The organism is Polynucleobacter nymphae (assembly GCF_018882155.1).
In the GTDB taxonomy this organism is placed as follows: domain Bacteria; phylum Pseudomonadota; class Gammaproteobacteria; order Burkholderiales; family Burkholderiaceae; genus Polynucleobacter; species Polynucleobacter nymphae.
In genome coordinates, this window is sequence record NZ_JACVPA010000001.1 from 155,737 (window position 1) to 181,109 (window position 25,373).

Annotated in this window: 23 protein-coding genes, 2 tRNA genes and 1 riboswitch; of the genes, 9 read left to right on the forward strand and 16 right to left on the reverse strand. The window is 46.6% G+C overall.

What is annotated here, in order from left to right:
- Positions 1–56: 56 nt before the first annotated feature.
- Positions 57–131 (reverse strand) — tRNA-Asn (locus ICN29_RS00795).
- A 21-nt stretch (positions 132–152) separates the two neighbouring features.
- On the opposite strand from ICN29_RS00795, the gene thiD reads away from it, so the two are divergent.
- Positions 153–1,037 carry a bifunctional hydroxymethylpyrimidine kinase/phosphomethylpyrimidine kinase gene (gene thiD / locus ICN29_RS00800; RefSeq protein ID WP_216128784.1) on the forward strand — a complete coding sequence of 295 codons (885 nt, stop codon included), beginning with the start codon at positions 153–155 and terminating at the stop codon, positions 1,035–1,037.
- Positions 1,038–1,069: 32 nt separating this feature from the next.
- On the opposite strand, the gene thiE is transcribed toward thiD, so the two are convergent.
- The 10 genes from thiE to ICN29_RS00850 all read right to left on the reverse strand — a co-directional run bounded on the left by thiE (position 1,070) and on the right by ICN29_RS00850 (position 10,111).
- Positions 1,070–1,993 (reverse strand): thiamine phosphate synthase, encoded by a 924-nt coding sequence (gene thiE / locus ICN29_RS00805; RefSeq protein WP_216128786.1) that lies wholly within the window; start codon positions 1,991–1,993, stop codon positions 1,070–1,072.
- Positions 1,993–2,811, reverse strand: coding sequence for a thiazole synthase (locus tag ICN29_RS00810; protein WP_216128788.1), 819 nt, complete (start codon positions 2,809–2,811; stop codon positions 1,993–1,995). Before ICN29_RS00810 ends, thiE begins: the two co-directional genes overlap by 1 nt.
- 6 nt (positions 2,812–2,817) lie before the next feature.
- Positions 2,818–3,015 (reverse strand): sulfur carrier protein ThiS, encoded by a 198-nt coding sequence (gene thiS, locus ICN29_RS00815; protein ID WP_216128790.1) that lies wholly within the window; start codon positions 3,013–3,015, stop codon positions 2,818–2,820.
- Positions 3,006–4,154 (reverse strand): FAD-dependent oxidoreductase, encoded by a 1,149-nt coding sequence (locus ICN29_RS00820; protein ID WP_216128791.1) that lies wholly within the window; start codon positions 4,152–4,154, stop codon positions 3,006–3,008. Before ICN29_RS00820 ends, thiS begins: the two co-directional genes overlap by 10 nt.
- A 17-nt stretch (positions 4,155–4,171) precedes the next feature.
- Positions 4,172–6,079, reverse strand: coding sequence for a phosphomethylpyrimidine synthase ThiC (thiC, locus tag ICN29_RS00825; protein ID WP_216131849.1), 1,908 nt, complete (start codon positions 6,077–6,079; stop codon positions 4,172–4,174).
- A gap of 70 nt (positions 6,080–6,149) precedes the next feature.
- Positions 6,150–6,254: riboswitch (TPP riboswitch) on the reverse strand.
- 74 nt (positions 6,255–6,328) lie between these two features.
- Positions 6,329–7,162, reverse strand: a complete 834-nt coding sequence (locus ICN29_RS00830; protein WP_216128793.1) for an NUDIX hydrolase — start codon at positions 7,160–7,162, stop codon at positions 6,329–6,331.
- A gap of 235 nt (positions 7,163–7,397) precedes the next feature.
- Positions 7,398–7,472 (reverse strand) — tRNA-Arg (locus ICN29_RS00835).
- 51 nt (positions 7,473–7,523) lie between these two features.
- The gene (locus tag ICN29_RS00840; protein ID WP_216128795.1) at positions 7,524–7,664 is read right to left on the reverse strand and encodes a hypothetical protein; all 141 of its coding nucleotides are present in this window, start codon (positions 7,662–7,664) and stop codon (positions 7,524–7,526) included.
- Positions 7,661–8,887 (reverse strand): MFS transporter, encoded by a 1,227-nt coding sequence (locus ICN29_RS00845; RefSeq protein WP_216128797.1) that lies wholly within the window; start codon positions 8,885–8,887, stop codon positions 7,661–7,663. The genes ICN29_RS00840 and ICN29_RS00845 overlap by 4 nt, the downstream gene beginning before the upstream one ends.
- 3 nt (positions 8,888–8,890) lie before the next feature.
- Entirely contained in the window at positions 8,891–10,111 is a 1,221-nt protein-coding gene (locus tag ICN29_RS00850; protein ID WP_216128799.1) for a CaiB/BaiF CoA transferase family protein, read from the reverse strand.
- A 79-nt stretch (positions 10,112–10,190) separates the two neighbouring features.
- Here ICN29_RS00850 and ICN29_RS00855 point away from each other — a divergent pair, with 79 nt between their 5' ends.
- On the forward strand, positions 10,191–12,179 hold the full coding sequence (locus ICN29_RS00855; RefSeq protein WP_216128801.1) for a DNA topoisomerase IV subunit B: 1,989 nt from the start codon (positions 10,191–10,193) through the stop codon (positions 12,177–12,179).
- 164 nt (positions 12,180–12,343) lie between these two features.
- Positions 12,344–14,638, forward strand: a complete 2,295-nt coding sequence (gene parC / locus ICN29_RS00860) for a DNA topoisomerase IV subunit A (protein WP_216131851.1) — start codon at positions 12,344–12,346, stop codon at positions 14,636–14,638.
- Here parC and ICN29_RS00865 read toward each other — a convergent pair.
- Positions 14,635–15,594 carry an XdhC family protein gene (locus ICN29_RS00865; protein WP_216128803.1) on the reverse strand — a complete coding sequence of 320 codons (960 nt, stop codon included), beginning with the start codon at positions 15,592–15,594 and terminating at the stop codon, positions 14,635–14,637. The genes parC and ICN29_RS00865 overlap by 4 nt on opposite strands.
- A gap of 55 nt (positions 15,595–15,649) precedes the next feature.
- On the opposite strand from ICN29_RS00865, the gene ICN29_RS00870 reads away from it, so the two are divergent.
- Positions 15,650–16,300: a nucleotidyltransferase family protein gene (locus tag ICN29_RS00870; protein WP_216128805.1), complete on the forward strand. Its 651-nt coding sequence runs from the start codon at positions 15,650–15,652 to the stop codon at positions 16,298–16,300.
- Here the strand turns inward: ICN29_RS00870 and ICN29_RS00875 are convergent.
- From ICN29_RS00875 to ICN29_RS00885, 3 genes are read right to left on the reverse strand one after another with little or no spacing between them, the layout of a single operon-like run.
- Positions 16,297–16,755 (reverse strand): RidA family protein, encoded by a 459-nt coding sequence (locus tag ICN29_RS00875; protein ID WP_216128807.1) that lies wholly within the window; start codon positions 16,753–16,755, stop codon positions 16,297–16,299. The genes ICN29_RS00870 and ICN29_RS00875 overlap by 4 nt on opposite strands.
- 47 nt (positions 16,756–16,802) lie before the next feature.
- On the reverse strand, positions 16,803–17,978 hold the full coding sequence (locus tag ICN29_RS00880; protein ID WP_216128809.1) for a vWA domain-containing protein: 1,176 nt from the start codon (positions 17,976–17,978) through the stop codon (positions 16,803–16,805).
- A gap of 16 nt (positions 17,979–17,994) precedes the next feature.
- On the reverse strand, positions 17,995–18,864 hold the full coding sequence (locus ICN29_RS00885) for an AAA family ATPase (RefSeq protein WP_216128811.1): 870 nt from the start codon (positions 18,862–18,864) through the stop codon (positions 17,995–17,997).
- A 178-nt stretch (positions 18,865–19,042) separates the two neighbouring features.
- Between ICN29_RS00885 and ICN29_RS00890 the strand changes: the two genes are divergently transcribed.
- Both ICN29_RS00890 and ICN29_RS00895 read left to right on the forward strand, forming a co-directional pair.
- Positions 19,043–19,408: a c-type cytochrome gene (locus ICN29_RS00890; protein WP_216128813.1), complete on the forward strand. Its 366-nt coding sequence runs from the start codon at positions 19,043–19,045 to the stop codon at positions 19,406–19,408.
- A gap of 13 nt (positions 19,409–19,421) precedes the next feature.
- Positions 19,422–19,775 (forward strand): c-type cytochrome, encoded by a 354-nt coding sequence (locus ICN29_RS00895; protein ID WP_216128816.1) that lies wholly within the window; start codon positions 19,422–19,424, stop codon positions 19,773–19,775.
- Positions 19,776–19,847: 72 nt separating this feature from the next.
- On the opposite strand, the gene ICN29_RS00900 is transcribed toward ICN29_RS00895, so the two are convergent.
- Positions 19,848–20,486 carry a GntR family transcriptional regulator gene (locus ICN29_RS00900; protein WP_216128817.1) on the reverse strand — a complete coding sequence of 213 codons (639 nt, stop codon included), beginning with the start codon at positions 20,484–20,486 and terminating at the stop codon, positions 19,848–19,850.
- 94 nt (positions 20,487–20,580) lie between these two features.
- Between ICN29_RS00900 and scpA the strand changes: the two genes are divergently transcribed.
- From scpA to ICN29_RS00915, 3 genes are read left to right on the forward strand one after another with little or no spacing between them, the layout of a single operon-like run.
- Entirely contained in the window at positions 20,581–22,767 is a 2,187-nt protein-coding gene (gene scpA, locus ICN29_RS00905) for a methylmalonyl-CoA mutase (RefSeq protein ID WP_369411613.1), read from the forward strand.
- 15 nt (positions 22,768–22,782) lie between these two features.
- Positions 22,783–23,808 (forward strand): methylmalonyl Co-A mutase-associated GTPase MeaB, encoded by a 1,026-nt coding sequence (meaB, locus tag ICN29_RS00910; RefSeq protein WP_216128819.1) that lies wholly within the window; start codon positions 22,783–22,785, stop codon positions 23,806–23,808.
- A gap of 10 nt (positions 23,809–23,818) precedes the next feature.
- Positions 23,819–25,351, forward strand: a complete 1,533-nt coding sequence (locus ICN29_RS00915; RefSeq protein WP_216128821.1) for an acyl-CoA carboxylase subunit beta — start codon at positions 23,819–23,821, stop codon at positions 25,349–25,351.
- Positions 25,352–25,373: the final 22 nt, after the last annotated feature.

A 25,373-nucleotide genomic window follows, 5' to 3' on the forward strand; every position in this document is an offset into this window, starting at 1 on the left:
ATAACCTGAAAGCAAAAGCCCTGCAGAGAATTAACTCAGCAGGGCTAGGTATTATTTGGCTCCCCGACGTGGGATCGAACCACGGACCAACAGATTAACAGTCTGCTGCTCTACCGCTGAGCTATCGGGGAATAAGCCGATATTATAGCAAGATGCGTTCATTACTACCCACATCCGTACAGATCCCCAGAGTACTGACTATCGCCGGTTCAGACAGCAGTGGCGGAGCAGGGGTTCAGGCTGACCTCAAGGTGATCACTTCGCTTGGGGGCTATGGCATGTCAGTAATCACCGCCATCACCGCTCAAAATACGCTAGGAGTAACGCGTATTCAGGATATCGATCTTGATGTGATTGAAGCTCAGATTGATGCTGTTGTCTTGGATATCGGGGTAGATATTGTCAAGATTGGAATGCTGGCTAGCCCACAAATTGTACAAACCGTAGCCAAAGCATTGCGTCGTCATGGCGTGCAACGCATTGTGCTTGATCCTGTCCTACGGGCAACCTCAGGTGCAAGTTTAGGTGGCGATGACACGGCACAAGCCATGATTACCGAATTATTTCCGATGGCAACATTGATTACTCCCAATATGGAAGAAGCATCATTGCTACTGGGGCACGATATTACAGGACCAGATGATTTCAAAATGGCTGCTCAAGAATTACTCGAGATGGGCTCTCAGGCTGTATTGATTAAAGGCGGCCATCTAGATGCCACTCATACGCAGATTACGGATTTTTTGATGTGGACAACATTAGAAGATAACTTAGAAGTCACCCAGGCGAAAGAATTCAAACACTATCGCGTAAATACACTCAACACCCATGGCACAGGCTGCTCTTTAGCCTCTGCCATTGCCACCTATTTAGCCGATGGTCATGATTTGAGTCATGCAGTAGCAAAAGCGATTGCTTATGTAGAAGCGGGCTTAGAGGCGGGGCGCTTCTTAAGTATTGGTGAAGGCCCAGGCCCTTTGTGGCATATGCATGATTTCTATCCAACTGCTTTACTAGATGAAAAAAGTAAGTATTAATAAGCGCTAAAAGCTTTTTAGCTGCTTGCTCACTATTGCATCAACTCTTGTAAGTGCTTCACGGCAGCCTTAGGATCTTTAGCGTGCGTGATTGCTCGAACCACTCCAACTGAACCAACACCGCTCCTGGAAACCGCACGGATACTGTCTTGATCGATGCCGCCAATCGCCACTAATGGATAGTGACTCATCAGTTTGGCGTATTGATAGAGGCGACCTAAGCCTTGCGGCGCAGTAGGCATCTTTTTTAAATTGGTTGGAAAGACAGCCCCCATTGCGATATAGCTAGGACAAAAACGATCCGCGTAAGCTAACTCCGCATAACCATGCGTACTCAAACCTAAGCGCAGACCTGCCACTCGAATTTTATCTAAGTCGGCAGTAACCATATCTTCTTGACCAAGGTGAACGCCATAGGCGCCTTCATCAATCGCTTGCTCCCAATAATCATTAACAAACAGCAATGTCTGACTATCTTTGGCGGCCTTCACGGATTCTTTAATTTGTTTTCTGATTTTGTATTTATCTTCAGATTTAAAACGCAACTGGACAGTGGGAAGCTGCGCATCGACCATCCGCTTTACCCAATCTGCATCTGGCATGACACCATATAAACCTAAACGCGTAGGACATTCAGGAAAAGCATTGGGATTCATATTGCGAGTCCAGGGAAGCAAATCAAAGTGCTCTGGTCTATTAGGCCACTTCAAAGCATTAAAGCCGCCATCGCCTTGTGCCATGCGGGACCAAGCCTTCCCTAATACTTTGGCATCGGTCTCAATAAAGCCCATATTGATAGCCGCAAGAGCGCCAGCAAGCTCGTAATGATCGACAGCAGATTCATTATCAATTCTGGGTGGTGGTTTGCTGACGGTATATTGCGGAATCGGTAGACACAGATCATCGCTGCCATGCACTGCCAGAATTTGATCAGCAAGGTCTCGAATTAAACTCATTAACTCTGATGCCAAAAAGGAGTACCCACCAATGGTGTACTCGCCTGAGCAGATTCTTGGGGTTTCATTGCACCAGATAAATAGGCGGCACGACCCGCATCAACTGCCATGGCGAATGCCTTCGCCATCACCACAGGATCTTCTGCAAGCGCAACGGCGGTATTCAATAACACACCATCAAAACCCCATTCCATGACAGTGCAGGCGTGAGATGGTAGGCCTAGGCCAGCATCCACTAAGAGGGGAACTTTTAAGCGGTCACGCAGTAGTTGCATAGCATAGGGATTTAGAGGGCCCTTGCCTGTGCCAATAGGCGCAGCCCAAGGCATGACTGCTTGGCAACCAACATCGACTAAGCGTTGGCACAAAATTAAGTCCTCAGTGCAATACGGCAGAACCTTAAAGCCGTCTTTAATTAAAGTCTGTGCTGTTTCAACGAGGCGCAAAGTATCTGGTTGCAAAGTGTAATCATCGCCAATCAATTCGAGCTTAATCCAGTCGGTCTCAAAAACCTCACGCGCCATTTGCGCAGTCGTGATGACTTCTTGTGGACTATGACAGCCAGCAGTATTTGGTAGCACTGGTACAGCCATCTTTTTTAAGAGATCCCAAAAGCCACTATGTGCTTCGGCAGTAGACGTTCCTTGGCGGCGCAAGCTCACCGTAATCATTGCCGGATTGGAGGCTTGCACTGCGTTCTCCAGCACTTGTGGGGAGGGATAACGCGACGTTCCTAATAGCAAACGGCTAGCAAAGCTCTCACCGTAAAGAACTAGGGCATCAGCGCTATTGAGATTATTGGGTAAGGGGGCTGTCATCTTCTTCTAACCGCCGGTCACCGGAGCGATGACTTCTACTTGATCATTCTCATTGAGCAGAAATTCATCATGCTGGGTTTTCGGTACAAAGCTCAAATTAACCGCTACAGCATAGGGCGGTCTTGCATCAATTAAAGAAAGTACATCTGAGATCATGCTTTGCCTAGGCAACTCATACTCGACTTGATTCACAATTACGCGCATAAGCTAGCCTCTTGATTGTTAGCTTCTTTGCTAATGTTCAGACCCAATTCCAAAGCCGTATTGCTATCACCAGAAGCGAGAAATTCCAAGGCGCAATCCAGTACCGCTGGAGCAATCATGAAGCCATGGCGATACAAGCCATTGATCATCATCAGATCAGAAAGCCCTTTATCTTTACGTGTTTTGATTTCTGGAAGATTGTTTTTTAGAGTTGGGCGACATTGGGTTGCCATTTCTAAAATGCGGGCCTCAGCAAATCCACTATGCACGGTATATACAGCGCTGAGTAATTCCATAGCCGAGCGCACGCTCATTTCAGATAAGTCATCTGATTCAATTTCGGTTGCGCCCACTACATAGATGTCATTTTCCTTAGGCGCGATATAGATTGGGTAGCGCGGATGTATTAAGCGAGTTGGGTGCTTGAGCTTCACTTCAGGGGCATATAAGCGCACAACTTCACCACGTACACCGCGCAAAGTATTGCTCTCTTGAGAATCCCAAGCATCCTTGGCGCCTGTGCCGCGGCAGTCAATCACAGCCTGATAAGCATTATCTTTACGGACATCTTCCGGGTGGACTTCGGCATTCCAATGGCAATGAACCTTCAGAGCATCTAACTCCACTAGCAGGGCATCTAATAATTGCCGATTGTCGAGCTGTCCCTCATTGGGCAAAAACAATCCTTGGGTAAAGCGCTCAGCAAGGCCTGGCTCTAAATCACGAACTGCCTCAGCATGTAACTTCTGTGGCAATTGCAGCAACGCATTGTTACGGCAGTTACGCTCTAAGTGGGCAGTAAAACGCTGCGCATCGCTAGCATCTTGCCGATGCCACACAATCAACGTCCCATCTTGTTGAAAAAATACGGGCGCAGATAATTCACTGATGAGCTCTTTCCACCGTGCCAGACTATGAATGCCCATTCGCACAACTGAATCTTCTGTGATGACAGACTCAGCGAGTGGTGCCAGCATCGCTGCTGCAATTCGCGCAGCAGAACCTTTCCCATCGGAATTGCCTTTATCAAATAGATCTACTTGCGTACCTCGCCGCGCAAGCGCTACCGCCAGCAGACGGCCCATCAGGCCGCCACCGACGATCGCGTACTTGCTATGCGAGAAGGAAGTGCTATTCATAGTAAAGGTGGAATGGTTTATTGATAAATCTCGCTGCCACGCTTACGAAACTCTGCTGACATTTCTTCCATCCCTTTTTCTGGATTGGTCGATGCTTCCGCAGTAATCGGAATGACTTTGCTTACCTTAGGATTGCCATCGGCATCCAGTGTTGCTGCATAGTCACGGACTTCTTGTGTGATCTTCATCGAGCAGAACTTTGGACCACACATAGAACAGAAGTGCGCAATCTTGGCGCCTTCAGCAGGCAAGGTAGCGTCGTGATATTCACGAGCACGCTCAGGATCCAAACCGAGATTGAATTGATCTTCCCAGCGGAACTCAAAACGGGCCTTAGATAGGGCGTTATCCCGAACTTGGGCACCTGGTAAGCCTTTAGCTAAGTCAGCGCCATGGGCAGCAATCTTGTAGGTAATGATGCCCTCGCGCACGTCTTCCTTATCAGGTAGACCTAAATGCTCTTTTGGGGTGACGTAGCAGAGCATGGCAGTGCCATACCAGCCGATTTGTGCTGCACCAATGCCACTGGTGATGTGATCGTATCCAGGAGCAATATCCGTGATCAATGGTCCTAGGGTATAGAAGGGTGCTTCCAAGCAATGCTTCAATTCCTCAGTCATATTCTCTTCAATACGCTGCATTGGAACGTGACCAGGGCCTTCAATCATGACCTGTACATCATGCTTCCAAGCTTTAGCAGTTAACTCGCCTAAGGTATGTAGTTCACCAAACTGGGCAGCATCATTGGAGTCTGCGATACAACCTGGACGTAAGCCATCGCCTAAGCTAAATGAAACGTCATAGGCTTTCATGATCTCGCAGATTTCATCAAACCGGGTGTACAGGAAGTTTTCTTTGTGGTGAGCCAAGCACCACTTGGCCATGATGGAGCCACCACGAGACACAATGCCAGTAATGCGATCAGCAGTTAAAGGAACATAGCGCAGCAATACACCAGCATGGATGGTGAAGTAATCCACACCTTGTTCTGCTTGCTCCACTAGGGTATCGCGGAACATTTCCCAGGTAAGATCTTCGGCAACACCACCGGTTTTATCAAGGGCTTGGTAAATCGGAACTGTACCAATCGGTACTGGAGAGTTACGAATAATCCATTCACGGGTTTCATGAATATGTTTACCAGTAGAAAGATCCATGATGGTATCTGCACCCCAACGAATTGACCACACCATCTTTTCAACTTCTTCATTAATGGAAGAGGTCACAGCAGAGTTACCGAGGTTACCGTTTATCTTCACACGGAAGTTACGACCAATAATCATTGGCTCTAATTCAGGATGATTAATGTTTGCAGGAATAATTGCGCGGCCAGCGGCAACTTCAGAGCGCACAAATTCGCCGGTAACGATATCGGGCAGGTTTGCTCCATAAGACTTACCAGGGTGCTGCTTTAGGAGTTGCTTATAGGCAGGGTCTTTGCGCAGTTGCTCTAAGCCCATTGATTCACGCAGGGCAATGTATTCCATCTCTGGAGTGATAATTCCTTGGCGGGCGTAATACATTTGGCTGACATTGCTACCGGCCTTGGCAACCCGTGGTGCGCTGATGTGTGAAAAGCGTAAGTTCTGAGTGGCTTCATCCTGAGAGCGCGCAACCCCATATTCAGAACTGGGACCTGCCAATTGAATCGTATCATTGCGCTCAGCAATCCAAGCATCACGCAATCTTGGTAAACCTTTTTCTAGATTTATCACAATCTCAGGATCGCTATAAGGACCTGAGGTGTCATATACCGGGACTGGTGGATTCGGAATCATTTCCTCACCAACCTGTGTTGCTAGTTGCTCGATCATACGGATCGGCGCCTTAACGTCAGGACGTGAACCTTGTAGATAGGTTTTCGTTGATGCTGGGTAGGCGAACTTCTGACCAAAGTCGCGCTCTAAGCTCTTTAAGCTTGGAATTTCATGTTTGGTTTTTTGCTTATTTGTACTCACGTCCATCTCCTCACTGTTGTAGATGGACGAAACCGGGTGTCGGTCTGATGTAACTTCCCACGCCAGCATTACCTGGATCGGGTTCTAGGGTTTTTCTCAGCGCCTCTAACGAACTGTCTAGAGGGCACCCCTGTTTCATCCTTAGCAATGATTTAACCACGAAATGGAGTTTGGGTTCATGACCCCAATCAAGACCCCCTTAAGGGCCTAAAAAACCTATTTATTGCGGCGCAGAATGTAGTCTGCTGTAACAAATGCGGCATCGCTCGTAAATTCGTCTGCCAAGATACGGGCAGCGGCTTCTGCCAAGGAAATCTCAATAAAACCGCTGACTTCACCGTCATGATTGGTAGGAACAAAGTTATCAGGTAGCTCTAAATCATAAATATAGAGTTGCTCATCATGAAAGCCGCGTCCAGGAATGGGGCGGCGCATATGGATACGGCCAACAGGCTCAACTTCATCGGCAATTTGTGGCGGCACTCCCGCCTCTTCCCAAAGTTCGCGTTTCGCACAAACCCAAGGGGTCTCATCAGCAGAAATACCACCAGCTGCCAGATTGTCTAGCTTACCTGGATCAGTGGACTTTGTTTCACTACGTCTACCCAACCAAAGCAAACCAGATTTGGTATAGCCATTAATGTGGGTTGCCATACTCCGAAATCCAAAGGTCCGAAACGCGGCACGCTCTAAGCGGAAGTACTGGTGGCCGTTTTGATCAAGCCAAGCAAAATCTTCATTACGCCAACCAGGAACATAACCACCTGCACGCATTTTGTCTGCCAGTTGTGAAAGGCTAGCCGACAACTCTTTGGGGCGGGCAAATTGAATCGCTAAGCAATCATTCCTAATAGAGACCAATGGAATAGATTCTTGTTTAAGAGAGTCTTGCAGGTAGGGGATGAATTCTGGATTTAAGTGCCCAATGACTTGTTCACCTTCTAGGCCTCTAAAAAGATAAATTGGCATAAAGTCAACCGGAGCAGACCGTGCCGTATTTTGAAGCATTTCTTCTAAGGCAGCGAGCGCGCTGGTTGATAGGCTAGTCATAGTTTGAAGTTTAAGGGAACTTGCCATTTTTGGGGTTTTTGGACGATCCGGCAGTGATTCTTAACATAAAACTTCCCAGAACAGGCGAACATATTTTCATATGTAAATGCAACAATACACCCAGTAGTATCTGCCAATAATTTAAGCAAGTCAGATCACTCTATACAAATCTATGACTTAGGAAAACTTTTGCTGATTTATCCACATTGCCTGTGGATAAGTTTTGATTATTTAGTGGTCCCGCCGACAGGAATCGAACCTGTATCCCACGCTTAGGAGGCATGTGCACTATCCATTGTGCTACGGCGAGTTTGAATCCAATATCAATCTGTGTTATGGAAAGTACTCAGTTTAAAACCCATCACCAGCCACACAAAGCCCAAACTTGAGTAGTAATAGCAACCATCATGTCAGGCGCAAAGTAGGCAGAAAAAATGAGCAGTAAGACGAAAAGGGTGAAACTATAAAACACCCATTGCCATAAAGAAAGTTTGTTGCTCATGCGTTGACTGTTCTACTGATTGCACGCTCTTTAACTGGTAGATTTACTAGGAAGGCAAAGACACCCAGTGCAATAGCAATTTCCCATACGATTAAATAAGAGCCAGTACGATCAAATAAGTACCCACCCAAGAATGCGCCACCGAAGCTACCCAGTTGATGAGAAAAGAATACTAGACCGGAGAGCATGCTGAGGTATTTGACCCCAAAGATCTGCGCAACGATCGCATTTGTCAGTGGCACGGTAGATAGCCATAAGAGACCCATAATCGCGGCGAAGATGTAAGTAGTAGTTGGGCTTAAGGGTAGGAGCAAGAAACCAATAATCGCGACAGATCGTGTCAAGTAAATACCAGAGAGTAAGTAGCGCTTCGGAAAGCGTTGACCCAAGATGCCAGCACCGAATGTACCAAATACATTGAATAAACCAATCAGGGCTAAAGCAGTTGTAGCTACTGCAGGAGATGCAACCGATGGATAGGTTGAAGAGAGATCTTTTAGATACGGTGCAAGATGCACTGCAATAAAGACTACTTGGAAGCCGCAGACAAAATAGCCCAGAGTAAGCAAACGAAAACTAGGATTGCTCATGGCTTCTTTTAAGGCCTGCTTAATCGTTTGATCGCCCAGATTATTGTTCTGAACAAAATTTTTCTCCCGCAACATATAGGCAGTTGGAATCATGAGACTGGCCATCAGCGCTAGCAATAAGAGCGCGTCTTGAGCGCCAAAGGCACTTAACAAACCTTGCTCAGCAGGAATCATGAGGAACTGACCAAAGGATCCTGCAGCTGCAGCAATACCCATTGCCCAAACCCGTTTGTCCGCTGGAACATTTCGACCTAAGATTCCATAGACCACGCTATAGGTAGTTGCCGTTTGCGCTAGACCAATCAGTAAGCCACCGGCAATTGTGAAATTAAGGATATCGGTAGAAACTGCCATCCCAGCCAAACCTAAGGCATACAGAAGGCCGCCGGCCACCATGATCTTAAATGCCCCATAACGATCGGCCAGAGCGCCTGTAATCGGCTGGAACACGCCCCAAGTGAGATTCTGCAGGGCAATGGTTAAGGCAAAGGTTTCGCGACCCCACTCATTGGCAGAAGTGATGGGAAGGTTAAATAAGCCAAAGCCATGACGAATACCCATGGACATAGTGACCATGAAGCCGCCAAAAATGAGGACTTGTTTCATAGTCAAAGATGGTTTGATAGCGATCATGGCTTAAATGATTCCTTTTTCGCGCAACTCATGGATCGCCTGGTCGTTCAGCTTGAGGCGGTCATGCAAGATTTCTTCGGTATGTTGGCCAAGTGTTGGTGGCGCCATCCGAACTTCAGTAGGCGTTTTAGAAAGCTTCATTGGGCTAGCAACCAATTTCATATTGCCAACAGTAGGATGCGGCACATTCAATAGAACATTTCTAGCAATAACCTGTTCGTTCTCAAAAACTTCTTTCAGATTATTAATCGGACCACAAGGAACCTTTGCTTTTTCTAATAAGGCAATCCATTCACCCTTCGGTTTCTTACGTGTCATTTGTTCTAGCAGTGGAACTAATTGCTTACGATGTTGAACGCGTAATGGATTGCTTAAATAGAGTGGGTTATCAGCCAAGTGCGCTTCTCCACCGACGGTGACAAAGTGTCTGAACTGACCATCATTACCAGCCGCGACAATCATCCAGCCGTCAGAAGTGGGAAAAGTTTGATAAGGAACAATAATCTGGGAGGCATTGCCCCAGCGCTTAGGAACTTCACCAGAAGTGAGATAGGCACTCGACATGTTGGCCATCACGGCAATCTGCGTATCAAGCAAGGACATATCAATATATTGACCTTCACCGGTGCGATCACGATGAATGATGGCTGCCAGAATTGCAGAAGAGGCATACATGCCTGTAAAAATATCGGCAATCGCAACCCCAGATTTTTGAGGGCTGGCACCTTCAAAATCTTCAGCTTCACCGGTCACACTCATAAAGCCACCCATGCCTTGAATGATGAAATCGTAACCAGGGCGTTGTGCATAAGGACCAGTTTGACCAAAGCCAGTAACGGAGCAATACACTAAATCGGGCTTCGCCTTTTTGAGGCTTTCATAATCAAGACCATATTTAGCTAGATCACCCACCTTGTAGTTTTCAATCACCACATCTGACTCTGTTGCAAGCTTGCGAATGATCTCCTGACCCTCAGGCTTAGCAATATCGATGGTGATGGAGCGTTTATTGCGGTTGATGCAAATGAAGTAGGCAGACTCTTCAGTTTCTTTGCCATTGGCATCTTTGGCAAAAGGAGGGCCCCAATGGCGGGTATCATCACCTGCGCCTGGCCGTTCGACTTTAATGACGTCGGCACCGAGATCTGCCAGATTTTGGGCACACCAAGGGCCAGCCAGAACCCGACTAAGGTCTAAAACACGAATATGACTTAAGGCTCCCATGCCCTGATTTTGGCATGGATGGCAGGGGAATTCTTGAAAAGTTCCGCTTTGAGCTCAGACATGACTACAATTTGCGCGCATGGCTACCCGTAAAACATCCGAATACAGCGAATCGTCGATTCAGGTCCTAAAGGGGCTAGAACCCGTCCGCCAGCGCCCGGGGATGTACACCCGAACTGACAATCCCTTGCATGTGATTCAAGAGGTCTTAGATAACGCCTCGGACGAAGCATTAGGCGGCTTTGGCAAGCACATTATTGTGACCATGCATACCGATGGCAGTGTGAGCGTGGAAGATGACGGTCGAGGAATTCCAGTGGGAATGCACCCAACTGAAAAACTACCTGTAGTCGAAATCGTATTTACCCAGTTGCATGCTGGCGGTAAATTTGAAAAAGGGTCTGGAGGTGCTTATGCATTCTCGGGAGGCTTGCATGGTGTTGGAGTTTCTGTCACCAACGCACTTTCCAAAAGATTAGAAGTAACGGTATGGCGTGATGGTCAGATTTCTACTTTGACCTTTGCAGACGGCAGAGTCATCGAGAAGCTCAAAACAAAGCCATCATCTAAGCAAGATAAATCACATGGCACGCGTGTTCGTGCTTGGCCTGACGGTAAGTATTTTGATAGCTCAACCATTCCGATGGCTGACTTGATTCGCCTGTTACGCTCTAAGGCAGTGCTCTTGCCTGGCGTGAAAGTGACCCTCATTCAAGAAAAATCGGGCGACAGCCAAACTTGGCAATATGCACAAGGCTTACGCGGCTACTTAAATGAAGCGATTGCCCAAGCTGGGCATGGCCCAGAAGTGATTCCACCATTTGAAGCAGAGCAATACGCTACTGGTACGGGTGAAGATGATTCTTTTGCTGAAGGCGAGGGTGCTGCCTGGGTTGTGAGCTGGACTGAAGATGGCCCGCCTGTGCGTGAGAGCTATGTGAACCTGATTCCAACACCTGCTGGTGGCACGCACGAGAGCGGTTTGCGTGAAGGCCTTTTCAACGCCGTCAAAGGCTTCATTGAAATGCATGCCTTGCAACCCAAAGGTGTCAAGCTCATGCCCGAGGACGTATTTGCACGCGCTTCTTTTATTTTATCTGCCAAAGTATTGGATCCACAATTTCAAGGTCAAATTAAAGAGCGCTTAAATTCTCGTGATGCAGTCAGATTAGTATCAGGCTATGCAAAGTCTGCATTAGAACTTTGGCTCAACCAGCACGTCGATTACGGTCGCAAACTGGCTGATTTGGTGATTAAGCAAGCTCAAGCAAGAACTAGGGCCGGTCAAAAGGTTGAGAAGAAAAAATCTTCTGGTGTTGCTGTACTACCCGGAAAACTCACTGACTGCGAGAGTCAAGACATCTCCATGAATGAAATCTTTCTAGTTGAGGGTGATTCAGCAGGTGGCTCAGCAAAAATGGGGCGCAATAAAGAATATCAAGCCATCCTGCCTCTGCGCGGCAAGGTTCTCAATACTTGGGAAGCAGAGCGAGATCGTTTATTTGCGAATAATGAAGTCCACGATATTGCGGTAGCCATTGGGGTAGATCCGCATGGCCTGAATGACGAACCTGATTTATCCAACTTACGTTACGGTAAGGTTTGCATTTTGTCTGATGCGGACGTTGATGGAGCGCATATTCAGGTACTCCTGTTAACCCTGTTCTACAAGCATTTCCCGAAGCTGATTGATTTGGGGCATGTGTATATTTCTAGACCACCGCTCTTTAGGGTTGATGCTCCGGCGCGCGGTAAAAAACCGGCACAAAAAATTTATGCGCTCGATGCCAGTGAACTACAAGCGATTGAAGATAAATTACGTAAAGATGGTGTTAAAGAATCTGCTTGGCAAATCTCGCGCTTTAAAGGCTTAGGAGAGATGAGTGCGGAGCAATTATGGGATACCACTCTCAACCCAGATACACGACGCTTATTGCCAGTGACCTTAGGCTCTTGGACCGAAGATGAAACCTTTAAAACCATGGATATGTTGATGGGTAAGTCCGAATCTGGTGCAAGACGTGATTGGTTAGAAGAGCGCGGCAATGAAGTCGAGGCAGATATCTAATGGCAACGAAAAAAACTCCAGGCAAAAAACTGGCTGCACAACAAGCCGATTTATTTGCTGATCCAATTGAGGTTGAAGAGGCTCCTAAAGCGAAGGTAACTCAAAAAATCGCTATAGGGTCAAAGGGGCCAAGGGGTCCGAATGATCCACATGATCCAAAGACCATGGATCTGAATGAAGACAATAAGGACAGTTTGACCTTAGCAGTGTATGCAGAGCGCGCTTATCTTGATTACGCGATTAGCGTAGTTAAAGGTCGTGCTTTACCTGAAGTATCAGATGGTCAGAAGCCAGTTCAACGCCGCATTCTTTTCTCCATGAGTGAGATGGGTCTGCGTGCTGATGCTAAGCCAGTAAAGAGCGCCCGGGTTGTGGGTGATGTGCTTGGTAAGTTCCACCCCCATGGCGATCAATCTGCTTACGACGCTTTAGTCCGCTTGGCACAAAGCTTCTCATTGCGTTACCCCTTGATTGATGGTCAAGGTAACTTTGGTTCTCGCGATGGTGATGGTGCTGCTGCCATGCGTTACACCGAAGCGCGTTTAACCAAGATTGCCGGTTTGTTATTAAGTGAAATTGACGAAGGCACCGTTGATTTCGCAGCTAACTATGACGGCTCATTTCAGGAACCTAAGTTATTGCCAGCACGTCTACCATTTGTTCTTTTAAATGGGGCATCTGGTATTGCTGTTGGTATGGCAACGGAGATTCCCTCCCATAATCTGCGTGAAGTTGCTAGCGCCGCCATTGCTTTGATGAAGTCTCCCAAGCTATCAACTGCTGATTTATTGGGAATCATGCCTGGCCCTGATTACCCAGGCGGCGGTCAAATCATTTCCTCTACTGCGGAGATTGCCCAAATTTATGAAACCGGCCGAGGCAGCATTAAGGTGCGAGCGCGCTGGTCTGTTGAAGAATTAGCTCGTGGTCAATGGCAAATTGTCGTCAATGAATTGCCCCCAGCAACTTCTTCTCAGCGCGTCTTGCAAGAGATTGACGAAATCACCAATCCAAAAGTGAGAGTGGGTAAAAAGACGCTCACTCCTGAGCAAAATAATCTGAAGTCCACCATTCTGAATGTATTAGATGGTGTCCGCGATGAATCTAGTAAAGATGCCGCAGTGCGTTTGGTGTTTGAGCCTAAGAGCAAAAATATCGATGTAAATGAGTTTGCCAACCTTTTATTAGCGCACACTTCACTCGAATCGAATGCGCCAATGAACTTGGTGATGATTGGGAATGACGGACGTCCACGCCAAAAGGGTCTTAAAGAGATTCTGACCGAATGGGTTGAGTTTAGGGTTGCTACCGTAACCCGCCGCACACAATACCGCTTAGGCAAAGTCAAAGATCGGATGCATATATTGGAAGGACGATTAACCGTTCTTCTCAATATTGATAAGGTCATTAAGATTATTCGCAATAGCGATGAGCCTAAGGCCGACCTGATCAAAGAGTTCAAATTATCTGATCGTCAAGCTGAAGATATTTTAGATATTCGTTTGCGCCAGTTGGCACGTCTTGAGGGCATTAAGATTGAACAGGAGCTTAAAGAGCTCAAAGCTGAGCGAGATGATTTAGACGGTTTGTTACAAAGCGATACAGTACTGCGTAAGCGCATCATCAAGGAAATTGAATCTGACTTGAAAGATTTTGGTGATGATCGTCGTACCTTAATCCAAGAAGATAAACGTGCTATTGCGGAGACTAAGGTCATTGATGAACCAGTGACGGTGATTGTTTCTCAAAAAGGTTGGGTGCGCGTTCGTCAAGGACATGAACATGATCCTACCCAATTTAGCTTCAAAGCAGGCGATGCTATGTATGACACCTTCGAGGTTCGTACGGTTGATGTAATGCAAGGCTTTGGCAGTGATGGCAGAGTCTACACAGTACCCATCAGTGAATTACCGGGGGCACGCGGTGATGGTTCGCCATTAACCAGCTTTGTGAACTTGGCCCCTGGCTCACAAATGGTCGCGTATTACGCTGGCCAGCCAGATGATTTAGTTCTACTTTCCACTAAAGCCGGTTATGGCTTCCTAGCAAATGTAGCGGACATGAGTACACGCAACAAAGCAGGTAAATCGTTTGTCAGCATTGATGCCAAAGTCATTGGTGATGCACCCTTAGGTGCGGTCAAAGTTCATGCGGGCATGAAACAAGTGGCCTGCTTGTCACAAGCTTCTAAATTACTGGTATTCCCATTAGGCGATCTGAAGCGCTTGCCAACCGGAGGCAGAGGCGTGATCTTGATGGGCTTAGACGATAAAGAATTCTTAGCGTCAGCAATTGCTGTTGGTCCAGATGGCGCATCTTATTCTGGCGCTGGTCGTGCTGGTAAGCCAACAGAGCTCAATCTGGATGCGAAGACGCTCAAATCATTTGCTGGTAATCGTGCACGCAAAGGTCACTTTGTTGAGCCACGCTTGAAAGACGGCAAGCTTAAAGCAAACTAGTTCTTCTTTGGAATGCTGATGCCGTATTTCACAGCAATGACCTCCGCCAGAATCGATACTGCGATCTCTGGTGGGGTTAGCGCTCCGATATACATGCCTACTGGGCCATGAAGTCGATCAACTTGCTCTTGATTGAGATCGAACTCTAAGAGGCGCTCTTTACGTTTTTGAGTATTCTTTCTGCTGCCTAATGCGCCCACATAAAAAGCGGGGGACTTTAAAGCCTCCATCAGCGCCATATCATCTAACTTAGGATCATGAGTTAGCGCTACAACGGCAGTGTGTTGGTCTACACCAATTTCAAGTAAGACATCATCTGGCATGCCTTTGATGAAGATCAAATCCTCACGATTTAAGCCTTCTGTATATTCTTCACGCGGATCAATCACAATCACTTCAAAGTCCGATGCAAGCGCAAAGTCTGCTGTGTACAGGGATAGTTGACCAGCGCCAATGATGACCATCCGCCAACGGGGGCCGTAAGTAGTTTGCATTTCTTGCTCATTGCATATAAATTGGTCTTGGCGAGATCCAGCGCTTAAGGTGGATTGCCCTGAACTTAAATTCACAGTACGCCGAGTAATTTGATGGGAAGCAATTTGCGCAAGTAACTTCTCTAGCACTGCCAGCTCAGGCTTTGGCTCAACCAACAGCCTTAAGGTACCACCGCATGGCAGTCCAAAACGAGCTGCTTCTTGCTGGCTGACACCATAAACCACCATTTCAGGGGTAGCTCTAGTCAGAATTTCTGTCTGTACGCGGCGTATTAAGTCGTCTTCAACGCAACCACCAGAAACAGAACCAGCTACTTGACCATCATCCCGAATAGCAAGCCAAGAGCCAATGGGCCGAGGGGAAGACCCCCAAGTTTGCACAACCGTAGCTATAGCCACGGAGTGGCCGGCTTTAAGCCAACTGACGGCAGAGCGAAGGACGCTTAAATCGGTGCTATTCATGCTGTGATTGATCTTTATTGTTTATTTTTCTAGATTCCTATTTATTATCACTCTAATGACATCTTTAGGTAAGCAATCAGGCTCCTCCAATCTTCGCTTAGCAGTTCTTTTGCTGGCTGCGGGCGAGGGCAGTCGTTTGGGATCAACGCCCAAAGCCTTATTGCATAAGGATGGTCAAAGCTTATTAAGCCATTTCAGCCATTCGATTAAAGCATTTTCACCAATCGAATTCTTGGTGGTCACTGGTTTTTATGCTGATGTGATCGAGTCTGAGTTGGCCAAGCTCAAAGCAGATCTCGACTTGCCAATTGAATATATTCGCAATCCACAGCCAGAGCTAGGGCAAGCATCTTCAGTCCGTTTGGGCCTTGAGGCCTTAAAGAGTGCTTACGATGTTTTGTTGATTGCTTTGTGTGATCAACCTCTAGTGGGCTCTATCGAAATTAATGTATTGCTGCAACAATTTAAGCAGCGTGATCAGCAAAAAGAGGTTTTATTACCAATGGTGGGAAAGCAACGGGGCAACCCAGTCGTATTTTCAGCTAAGGTCATCGCTGATATTTTGGCAATCCCTCAAATGGTCTGTAGACCCTTTATGGATCAACATCCAGAGCTAGTGCAGATTTTTGCTACCGATGATCAAGCTTATATCGCTGATGTTGACACAGAGTCTGAGCTCTCTCAATTTGGCTTAAAACGCTTTTAAATCTCGGCAATTAATTCAATTTCAACGCAAGCACCCAGAGGAATCTGCGCTACACCGAATGCACTCCGTGCATGCTTACCAGCATCACCAAATACCTCAACTAGTAATTCTGAGCAGCCATTGATCACTAAATGTTGATCGGTATATTGATCGGTAGAGTTAACCAAGCCCATCACTTTGACAATGCGCTTGACTTTATCTAGTGAGCCTACATGATTTTGTAATGTGGCTATGAGATCAATGCCAATAGCTCTTGCAGCAGCTTTTCCGGTCTCGGTATCCATGCCTTGACCAAGCTTGCCTGCCCAAGGTTTACCGTCTCTCCTAGCAATATGGCCAGAGAGAAAAACCATATTGCCAGCGCTTGCAGCCATCACATAAGCAGCAGCTGGCGGACCAGGTGGTGGTAAATCGATACCCAAGGCTTTAAGGCGAGCGCTAATATTTGTGTTCATGGTATGTGTCTGTAATGAAGTAAATGAATTTTGTTGGTTAAACAATCTTACTTGGAAAGTTGACGCATCGCACTTTCTAGACCATTCATCGTTACCGGATACATATGATCCTTTAGTAAGTCTCTCATGATGTCAATCGATTGACGATATTGCCAGACAGATTCAGGCTCAGGATTGAGCCAGGCGAAATGGGGAAAATGGTCCAAGAGGCGATTGATCCAAACGGCACCAGCTTCTTTATTGTTGTACTCAACCGAGCCGTTAGGACTATAGATTTCATAAGGGGACATAGTGGCATCACCAACAAAAATGAGCTTATAGTCAGGCCCATATTTATTAATGATGTCTTGAGTTGGGGTAACTTGATCTCGTCTACGCCGATTACTTTGCCAGAGATATTCATAAACACAATTATGAAAATAGTAGTGCTCTAAATGCTTAAATTCTGCTTTAGCTGCGGAAAATAATTCACCAATACGCAGAATGTGGTCGTCCATAGAGCCGCCAACATCCATTAAGAGCAATACTTTGACATTGTTGTGACGCTCAGGTCGCATTTGAATATCCAACATTCCTGCATTAGCCGCTGTAAAGTGAATGGTTTTATCTAAATCTAACTCTAGGTTCGATCCTTCGCGAGCAAAGCGGCGTAAGCGGCGTAATGCCACCTTGATATTGCGAGTGCCTAATGCCAAATCGCTGTCGTAGTCTTTGAACTCTCGTGCTTCCCAGACTTTGATAGCGGTGCGATTCCCGGCGCTTTCACCACCAATGCGAATACCTTCGGGGTGGTAGCCGCTATGCCCAAAGGGCGAAGATCCGCCAGCACCAACCCACTTCTTGCCGCCACCATGCCACTCCTTCTGCTCCTTTAAAAGTTCCTCAAGGCGTTTTTTTAAGGCCTCAGGACCCCCTAATTTTTGGAGAGCTGCTTTCTCTTCATCGGTGAGTACGCGTTGTAATTTCTGCTCCAGCCAATCTAGTGGAATATCGGGTGACATCGCAATGATTTGCTCCACCCCTGAAAAATAAGAGCCAAAGACCTGATCAAAGCGATCAAAGTGCTGCTCATCTTTCACTAAGGTCATTCTGGAAAGTTGATAGAACTCATTGATAGAAGGGTTGATAACGCCAGTTTTTAGCGCTTCCAAAAGAGTTAAAAATTCTCTTACTGAAACTGGCACTTTAGCTTCTTTCAGTTGCAAGAAGAATTGAATCAACATATTGATGCTTTATTGTTTAGCGATGATTGCGATTCATCATCACCAGGCGCTCAAAAAGATGAACGTCTTGTTCATTTTTCAGTAATGCGCCATGCAGAGGGGGTACTACTATTTTTTCATCTTGGCTATAAAGTGCTTCTGGAGAAATATCTTCGGCTAGTAAGAGCTTGAGCCAATCGATTAACTCAGAGGTAGACGGCTTTTTCTTCAGGCCAGGCAGAGAGCGTATTTGATAAAAGGACTTCAGAGCTGCATCCAAAAGATCCTGTTTGATCTTGGGGTGGTGCACATCCACAATCCGCTGCATCGTATCGGTGTCAGGGAAGGCGATATAGTGAAAAAAGCAGCGGCGCAAAAATGCATCTGGAAGTTCTTTTTCATTATTGGATGTGATGATTACCAAAGGCCTGTGTTTAGCTTTAATGAGTTCGCGTGTTTCATAGACATAAAATTCCATCCGATCGATTTCACGCAATAAATCATTGGGGAACTCAATATCAGCCTTATCAATTTCATCAATGAGAAGGACGGTAGGTTCATCCGCTTCAAAGGCTTGCCATAAGACACCTTTAATAATGTAGTTACGTATGTCGTTGACTTTCTCATCGCCCAATTGAGAATCGCGCAGGCGACTTACGGCGTCATATTCATATAAGCCTTGTTGGGCTTTGGTAGTGGATTTGATATGCCACTGCAAGAGAGGCATATTGAGTGCTGCGGCAACTTCTTCTGCAAGCATTGTTTTTCCTGTACCAGGTTCGCCTTTAATTAAAAGCGGGCGCTGCAATGACATTGCAGCATTTACAGCCAATTTCAGATCGTCAGAAGCAACATAGCAAGCGCTTCCGTCAAAGCGGTTTTTGGATTGGTTGCCGGATTTGCTCATCTTGGTTACCCGAAAATTTCTTAGTTAATTAGGCTTTCTAGTATAGGTAAAGGGCGCATATCTTTCAGCATTTCTCACCATTTTGAGCGCTCAAATGCCTAAAAAATGCTTAAAAGGGGTGTCTGTCCGCTATAATTCTGCAGGTTGATTTAAATCCAGCTGATGAATACTGATTCCTATGAAAAAAATAACAATTCTTCCTCAATTCCTACTTGCTGCTGGTTTAGCACTCGCTGGTTTCGCTGTCCAAGCCGATGAAGTAAAGGGAAGCGCTGCAGCTGCAAATGCCAAGGTATGGCTTTGTGTTGGTTGCCACTCTATTCCTGATTACCGTTCCGACTATCCCTTGGTTTATAAAGTCCCAATGTTAGGCGGCCAGAATGCAGCCTACATTGCGAGTGCATTAGCTGCCTATAAGAAAGGCGAGAGAAAGCACCCATCAATGCGCGCTATTGCTGGCAGCCTTTCTGATCAAGACATGGCCGACCTTGGCGAATACTATGCTGCGCAAACAGCCAGCTCACCTAACAACCCATTGAAGTAATAGAGGCGTGTTTATGAAATTTGCACTAATTACCGCAGTTTTGCTTTCTAGTATTGGCCTGGTGAATGTCGCTAATGCTGCTAATGCAGATAAAGGCAAGGCACTTGTAGAGAAGGCTAATTGCGCTTCCTGCCATGGCGCCGGGCTCAATGCTCCAATCTTGCCGGTTTATCCAAAACTTGCAGGCCAATATGCTGACTATCTGTATTACGCATTAAAAGCCTACAAAGTAGGCGGTAGCAACCCGCAATATGGTCGCAATAACGCCATCATGGGGTCACAAGTACAAGCATTCTCGGATGCAGATATGCAGGACATTGCTGCTTACCTGGCTTCCTTACCTGGAAACTTTGTCATTAAGAAATAATCCTGGCATTATTAGGTAAAGCAATGGCTTAGAATAATCTTCTAAGCCATTGTTATTTATAAGTATTTAATACTATCTGATAGCTTCTAAGCTGCGTGTAAAGTGCTTGTGCATTGCTGCCTCAGCTGCTACTTCATCCCGCTTTAGGAGTGCCCGAAGAATCTCACGGTGCTCAAGAAGGGAGCTTTGTAGTCTGCCTGTACTCATTAAAGAGTCTTTACGGTGTAATTTGAGCACTTTCCTTAAATCAGTAATAACGCCATTCATCCAACGGTTACCGGCAATTTCTTGAATCAGCTCATGAAACTTACTGTTTATTTCAAAGAATTGTTCGATATTTCGGTCGGCAGCCGCAGTTTCTAGTCGATGGTGGAGGTGATCTAAGAGATTGAGCTGCTCTTCGGTCGCTTTAGTAGCCGACTCCCTGGCTGCTTTGCTTTCAAGCAGCGATAACACCGTATAAATTTGCTCTAAATCAGCACGATTGACCTCTGTAACATAGGCCCCTCGACGCATCTTCATCGTCACAAGACCCTCTGAGGCCAGTGCCTTAATGGCTTCACGCATTGGCGTTCTGCTGATACCAAACTGAGCTGCTAGAGATTGCTCATCTAACCAGCTTCCAGGAGCCAATTGTTTGCCAAATATCTGCTCCCGCAGCCTATCAGCTACATCCTCATATAGTGGCCTATTGTTCAATTTTGTATTCATAATTATGTATACATGATAACTGGACAAATGACAAATAGTCAAGCAGAATTAGAGATATTGGATGCAATGCAGCAAAAATGACTAGGAGTGCTTTGTGAGTTCAGAAAAGAAACGACCATCAGCGAGTTTATGGCCTGAGGTTCCAGAATCCAATTTGGATGCTTGGAATAAGTCTGCGCAGAAATCAGCGCCAAATGGCAATCCCGATAAGCTGGGCTGGAATACTCCGGATGGTATTCACATTAAGGCGCTTTATACGGCTGCAGATATACGAGACTTAAATTACACGAATACCTTGCCAGGATTCGAGCCCTATATACGCGGTCCTCAAGCAACCATGTATTCAGTTCGTCCTTGGACGCTGCGTCAATACGCTGGTTTTTCAACTGCGCAAGAATCCAATGCGTTTTATCGCAAAGCATTAGACGCTGGTGGTCAAGGCGTCTCTGTTGCATTTGACTTAGCTACGCACCGTGGTTATGACTCAGACCATCCTCGTGTTACGGGTGACGTTGGCAAAGCGGGCGTTGCAATTGATTCTGTAGAAGATATGAAGATCTTGTTTGATGGTATTCCATTGGACAAAGTTTCTGTTTCGATGACCATGAATGGCGCTGTGTTGCCAGTGCTAGCAGGCTATATCGTTGCTGGCGAAGAGCAAGGCGTGAAGCAAGAGCAGTTATCTGGAACGATTCAGAACGACATTCTGAAAGAGTTCATGGTGCGCAATACTTATATCTACCCGCCAGAACCTTCGATGCGCATTATTGGCGACATCATTGAATACACTGCCAAGCACATGCCTAAATTTAACTCGATTTCGATTTCGGGTTATCACATGCAAGAAGCTGGTGCCAATCAAGTTTTAGAACTTGCTTTTACGTTGGCCGATGGCAAGGAGTATGTCAAAACAGCGCTGGCCAAAGGATTGGATATTGATGGCTTTGCAGGTCGTTTGTCATTCTTTTTCGCGATTGGTATGAACTTCTACTTAGAGGTCGCCAAATTACGTGCTGCAAGATTATTGTGGTGGCGCATCATGAAGTCTTTTGAGCCAAAGAATCCAAAGTCTTTGATGCTACGGACCCATTGCCAAACATCAGGCTGGTCCTTAACCGAGCAAGATCCCTACAACAATGTCGTGAGAACGACAGTTGAAGCAATGGCGGCTGTGTTTGGTGGGACTCAATCCTTGCATACCAACTCATTTGATGAGGCGATTGCATTGCCATCGGAATTTTCAAGCCGCATTGCCCGAAATACCCAGTTAATTCTTCAGGAAGAAACGCATATTACTAGCGTGATTGATCCTTGGGCTGGTTCTTACATGATGGAGAGCCTCACGCAAGAGATGGCAGATAAGGCTTGGGAAATTATTCAAGAAGTTGATGCCATGGGTGGCATGACTAAGGCGGTTGAAAGTGGTTGGGCTAAATTGAAGATTGAGGCTTCTGCTGCTGAGAAACAAGCCAAGATTGACTCTGGCACTGATGTCATTGTCGGTGTCAATAAATACAAACTCGATAAAGAGGATCTCGTTGATGTCTTAATGATTGATAACGATCGCGTTCGTGAAGGTCAAGTTGCGCTCTTAAAAGAAATCAGAGCAAAGCGTGATAGCAAAAAAGTAGAAGCTGCATTAGAGGTATTAACAAAAGCCGCGCATGACAATACAGGGAACTTATTGGAACTGGCTATCAATGCCATTCGTTTACGTGCAACTGTTGGTGAAGTGTCTGACGCATTGGAGAAAATTTACGGGCGCCATCGCGCCGATACTCAAAAGGTGACCGGAGTGTATGCAGCTGCCTATGACTCAGCCGAGGGCTGGGAAAAACTTAAAGTAGAAATCGCCGACTTTGCGAAAGATTTTGGTCGTCGCCCGCGTGTGATGATCGCCAAGCTAGGTCAAGACGGACATGATCGTGGCGCCAAGGTAGTTGCAACTGCCTATGCAGACTTGGGTTTTGACGTCGATATTGGTCCTTTGTTCCAAACCCCTGAAGAGTGCGCGCGCCAAGCGATTGAGAACGATGTCCATGCCTTAGGTGTCTCTACCTTAGCAGCAGGTCATAAGACACTCGTCCCAGCCATCATTGCGGAGCTCAAAAAACAAGGCTCTGATGACATCATCGTCTTTGTGGGTGGTGTGATTCCAAGACAAGACTACGAGTTTCTGTACGAAGCAGGTGTCAAAGGCATTTATGGCCCAGGCACTCCCATCCCGGCTTCGGCCAAGGATGTACTTGAACAAATTCGTAAATCAGTCAAACCTGCCTAACTCGGATCCCATTGCATGCTTGAAGCCGCTGATCAGATCTTAGTGAGTGACCTCACTAGCGCACCCTCGCTTAAACAGCGACGTGCTTTAGCAAAGATCATTACCTTGCTTGAATCTACTCGCCTAGATCACCGCAAGCGTGCGGATGAAGTGCTTAATACGCTCTTACCAAAGTCTGGTAATTCATTTCGTTTAGGCATCTCAGGAGTTCCAGGTGTTGGTAAGTCGACGCTCATTGAAGTCCTTGGTCTGTACCTGATTGAAAAAGGTCATCGGGTTGCTGTGATGGCGATTGATCCATCTTCCAGTTTGTCTGGTGGATCCATTCTGGGGGATAAAACTCGCATGGAGCGTCTCTCAGTGTTAGAGGATGCTTTTATTAGGCCTAGCCCATCCTCTGGAACGCTCGGTGGTGTCGCAGAGAAAACCCGTGAAGCCATGCTAGTTGCAGAGGCGGCAGGTTTTGATGTCATCATTGTTGAGACAGTTGGTGTTGGCCAAAGCGAAATTGCGGTTGCTGGCATGACGGATATGTTTTTGTTAATGCAGTTGCCCAATGCTGGAGATGATCTACAGGCTATCAAAAAGGGGGTGATGGAAATTGCCGATCTGATCGCCATCAACAAAGTCGATATTGATCCAGATGCAGCAATGCGTGCCCAACTGTTCATTACAAGTTCTTTGCGCTTGCTCGGCTTTCAGGGAAATCCAGATCATGCTTCGCACGATCAAGAGTTTTGGCATCCCACAGTAATGACCTTAAGCGCACTTGAAGGTAGAGGTGTGCCAGCGCTCTGGGACAAAGTCACCCATTTTGAAAAGCTGCAAAGAGCCAATGGCAAATTTGAGAGCCGCCGGAAGCAACAAGCAGGCGCATGGATGTGGGATCGCATTGATACAGGCCTAAAGACTGCTTTTCAGAACAATGCAGCAGTTCAAGAGCTCTTACCAATCTTAATTGCAGAGGTAAACCAAGGAACTATGGCAGCTTCAGTGGCGGCAAGACGCTTACTAGAGTCCATGGGGCATGAATTTTTCTAAGGAGCAGGAAATGAAGGAAATCATTCAACAGCTGGAAGCCAAGCGCGAGCTAGCCCGATTAGGTGGTGGGCAAAAGCGTATTGCCGCTCAGCATGCGAAGGGCAAGCTTACTGCCCGTGAGCGCATTGAACTCCTGCTCGACGCTGGAACCTTCGAAGAGTGGGACATGTTTGTTGAGCACCGTTGCCATGATTTTGGAATGGCAGATCAAACGGTTCCAGGTGATGGTGTGGTCACTGGTTACGGCATGATTAATGGTCGCCTCGTGTTTGTTTTTTCACAAGATTTCACTGTGTTAGGCGGCTCTTTGTCGGAAGCCCATGCTGAAAAGATTTGCAAGATCATGGATCAGGCTCTGAAGGTAGGTGCGCCTGTGATTGGCTTAAATGACTCTGGTGGCGCGCGCATTCAAGAGGGTGTGGCTTCTTTAGGTGGTTATGCCGAGATTTTTCAACGTAACGTGACCGCTTCGGGGGTGATTCCGCAGATCTCCTTAATCATGGGGCCTTGTGCAGGTGGAGCTGTGTATTCGCCAGCGCTAACCGATTTCATCTTCATGGTTAAAGACAGTTCTTATATGTTTGTCACCGGTCCAGAAGTGGTAAAGACGGTGACGCATGAGGATGTCACCTCAGAAGAGTTGGGTGGTGCAGTCACGCACTCAACCGTTTCTGGTGTTTGTGATTTGGCATTCGATAATGATGTTGACGCAATCATGATGCTGCGCCGTTTCTTTAACTATCTCCCACTCTCGAATCGAGAAAAGCCACCACTCATTAAAGGTGCTAATCGAACTGAAGAGCCTGATTTTTCATTAGATACATTAGTTCCATCCAATCCCAATCAACCTTATGACATGAAAGAGTTGATTGGCAAGATCGCAGATGATGGAGAATTCTTTGAGCTACAGCCTGACTATGCCAAAAACATTGTGATTGGCTTTGCGCGCATGGAAGGTCGCTCTATCGGCATTGTTGCCAATCAGCCTTTGGTATTGGCTGGTTGCTTAGATATCAAGGCCTCCATTAAGGCAGCGCGTTTTGTCCGTTTCTGTGATGCTTTTAATATCCCGGTGGTTACTTTGGTAGATGTTCCAGGCTTTATGCCAGGTACTGCCCAAGAGTACGGCGGCATCATTAAACATGGCGCCAAATTACTGTATGCCTACGCAGATTGCACCGTGCCTAAAGTGACGCTGATTACCCGCAAGGCCTATGGCGGTGCCTATGATGTGATGGCATCCAAGCATTTGCGCGGTGACGTGAACTTTGCTTGGCCATCTGCAGAAATTGCTGTGATGGGCCCTAAAGGTGCCGTAGAAATTATTTTCCGTGAAGAAAAATCGGATCCAGAGAAAATTACAGCCCGTGAAGCTGAATACAAGGCTAAGTTTGCAAACCCATTTGTGGCAGGACGTCGTGGCTATATTGATGATGTGATTCTGCCGCATGAAACACGCAAGCGTATCGCTCGCTCCTTGGCTATGTTGAAAGATAAAGACTTGAAGAATCCTGCGCGTAAACACGGCAATATTCCCCTGTAAAGGCGCTGACAAATCATGACTA